Annotated in this window: 1 protein-coding gene and 2 pseudogenes; all 3 read right to left on the minus strand. The window is 69.9% G+C overall.

Going from position 1 to position 2,726, the window contains the following annotated elements:
* Positions 1-341, minus strand: a pseudogene (gene ubiX, locus FFS27_RS31285) (flavin prenyltransferase UbiX); the annotation flags it as partial.
* Positions 342-349: 8 nt separating this feature from the next.
* Complete coding sequence (mpl, locus tag FFS27_RS31290) at positions 350-1,705, minus strand: UDP-N-acetylmuramate:L-alanyl-gamma-D-glutamyl-meso-diaminopimelate ligase (RefSeq protein ID WP_003093229.1); 1,356 nt, start codon at positions 1,703-1,705, stop codon at positions 350-352.
* Between the two features lie 157 nt (positions 1,706-1,862).
* Positions 1,863-2,648, minus strand: a pseudogene (gene eatR / locus FFS27_RS31295) (sigma-54-dependent transcriptional regulator EatR); the annotation flags it as partial.
* Positions 2,649-2,726: the final 78 nt, after the last annotated feature.

Consider the following 2,726-nt stretch of genomic DNA (forward strand, 5'->3'; position numbering starts at 1 on the left):
CCCGTGGCGACCGCCGACAGGGTGCCGGTGGAACACGGGCAGATCACCATGGCATTGGGCGCGCTGGAGCCGGAGGCCGGCGGCGCCATCCAGTCGTTCTGGCCGAACACGCGGATCTGTCCGGCGGCGGCACCGCAATATTCGGTGAGGAAGGCCTGCATCGCCTGCGGCTTGGCCGGCAGGGCCACGTCGGTCTCGGTGGCCATCACCAGTTGCGCGGCCTTGGAGATCAGGAAGTGCACCTCGCGCTCTTCCTGCACCAGGCAATCGAGCAAGCGCAGGCCGTACTGGGCGCCTGAGGCGCCGGTCATCGCCAGGGTAATGCGTTCCGGACCGCTCATCGCGCCCCTCACTCGGCCAGCGCCGCGGCCAGCTTGCCGTGCAAGCCGCCGAAGCCGCCGTTGCTCATGATCACCACTTGCGCGCCGGGCCTGGCCTGCTGGCGCACCTGCTCTATGATCGCCTCCAGGGTATCGCAGACCTGCGACGGTATCGCGCATTGCGCGGCGGTGGCGGCCAGGTCCCAGCCCAGGTTCGGCGGCGCGTACCAGAGCACCTGGTCGGCCTGGCGCACGCTGTCCGGCAGGCCGTCGCGATGAGCGCCGAGCTTCATCGAGTTGGAACGCGGCTCGACGATGGCGATCACCTGGGTATCGGCGCCAACCTGCTTGCGCAGGCCGTCGAGGGTGGTGGCGATGGCGGTCGGATGGTGGGCGAAGTCGTCGTAGAGGGTCACGCCCCGGACCTCCGCGACCTTCTCCATGCGCCGCTTGACGTTGCGGAACTCGCTGAGCGCCGCCGCGCCCTGGCTGGGCATCACGCCGACATGGCGCGCCGCCGCCAGGCTGGCGAGGGCGTTGGCGACGTTGTGCAGGCCGGTCAGCGGCCAGTCCACCTCGCCCTGGACGATGCCGTCGAACAGCACCTCGAAGCGCGAGCCGTCCTCGGCGAGCAGGCGCGCCTGCCACTGGCCGCCTTCGCCGGTGGTCTGCACCGGGGTCCAGCAGCCCATCCCGAGTACGCGCTCCAGGGCTTTCTCGGCGCTCGGGCGAATGATCAGGCCCTCGCCCGGCACAGTGCGCACCAGATGGTGGAACTGCCGCTCGATGGCCGCGAGGTCGGGGAAGATATCCGCGTGGTCGAATTCCAGGTTGTTCAGGATCGCCGTGCGCGGGCGGTAATGGACGAACTTCGAGCGCTTGTCGAAGAAGGCGCTGTCGTACTCGTCGGCCTCGACCACGAAGAACGGCGTACCGCCCAGGCGCGCCGAAACCCCGAAGTTCTGCGGCACCCCGCCGATCAGGAAGCCCGGGCTCATGCCGGCGTGCTCCAGAACCCAGGCGAGCATGCTGGTGGTGGTGGTCTTGCCGTGGGTACCGGCCACCGCCAGCACCCAGCGTCCTTGCAGCACGTGGTCGGCCAGCCACTGCGGGCCGGAAACGTAGGGCAGGCCCTTGTTCAGGACATGCTCCACCGCCGGATTGCCGCGCGACAGGGCGTTGCCGATCACTACCAGGTCCGGCGCCGGCTCCAGGTGGGCCGGATCGTAGCCCTGCATCAGCTCGATGCCCTGGGCTTGCAGCTGGGTGCTCATGGGGGGGTAGACGTTGGCGTCGGAACCGGTCACCCGGTGGCCCAGTTCCTTGGCCAGCACGGCCAGCGAGCCCATGAAGGTCCCGCAGATGCCGAGTACGTGGATGTGCATGCAGACTCCTGCAGATCAAGCCGTCGAAGGCGCTGTGAATGGGCGGCAGATTAGCACAGCGGAGGCGCCGGCCGCCCGGCGTCGCGGCATCAGACGACGCGGCGTCGGCGGGGTTCCCGCCGGCCTCGCGGCGGCCCGCCTGGAGCCGTCCCGCCCGTCAGGCCTGACCGCGCACCAGGCCGTGCCGGCGCAGCTTGCGATACAGGGTGTTGCGGCTGATCCCCAGTTGCTCGGCCACCCGGCTCACGTGCCAGCGCTGGCCATCCAGCGCCGCCAGCAACGCGGCTCGCTCGGCGTCGTCCAGGCTGTTGCCCGCGGCCGGGGCGGGCGCCGCTGCGGCGGGCGGCAGCACCGCCAGGGCCTGGCGGATATCCGCGGGCAGGTCGCGCAGGCCGACCCGGCCGTCCTCGCAGAGTGCCACCAGGGTCCGTAGCACCGTGCGCATCTGCCGGACGTTGCCCGGCCAGCGGTAGGCCAGCAGGCCCTGGCGAACCTCGCCGTCGAGCTGGATGCGCTGGCCCCTGGCTTCCTCGGCCAGCAGGTAGTCCAGCAGCTCCTCGCGGTCGCTGCGCTCGCGCAGCGGCGGCAGGCTCACGACCATGCCATTGAGGCGGTAGTAGAGATCCTCGCGGAAGCGTCCATCGGCGACCAGCTCGGCCAGGTCGCGGTGGGTAGCGCTGATCAGGCGCACGTCGACATCCTCCGGCTCGCCGCCCAGCGGTACTACCCGGCGCTCTTCCAGCACCCGCAGCAGGCGGGTCTGCAAGGCCAGCGGCATGTCGCCGATCTCGTCGAGGAACAGGGTGCCGCCGTCAGCCTGCTGCAACTTGCCGCGCATGCCCTCCTTGCGCGCGCCGGTGAAGCTGCCGCCGCGATAACCGAACAGTTCGCTCTCGATCAGGGTTTCCGGGATCGCCGCGCAGTTCAGCGCGACGAACGCCTGTCTCTTACACACCTCTGACGCTGCCGACGACCCCGTACCTGCTGACTTCCGTGCTGGCCGTACGATGAAAACATACAA

This window comes from Pseudomonas sp. 2VD (assembly GCF_005503585.1).
GTDB classification, from domain to species: Bacteria; Pseudomonadota; Gammaproteobacteria; order Pseudomonadales; family Pseudomonadaceae; genus Pseudomonas; species Pseudomonas aeruginosa.

Bases quoted from the DNA above. Each gene is read 5' to 3' on its own strand.
- mpl (WP_003093229.1), bottom strand. From the start codon at position 1,705: ATGCACATCCACGTACTCGGCATCTGCGGGACCTTCATGGGCTCGCTG.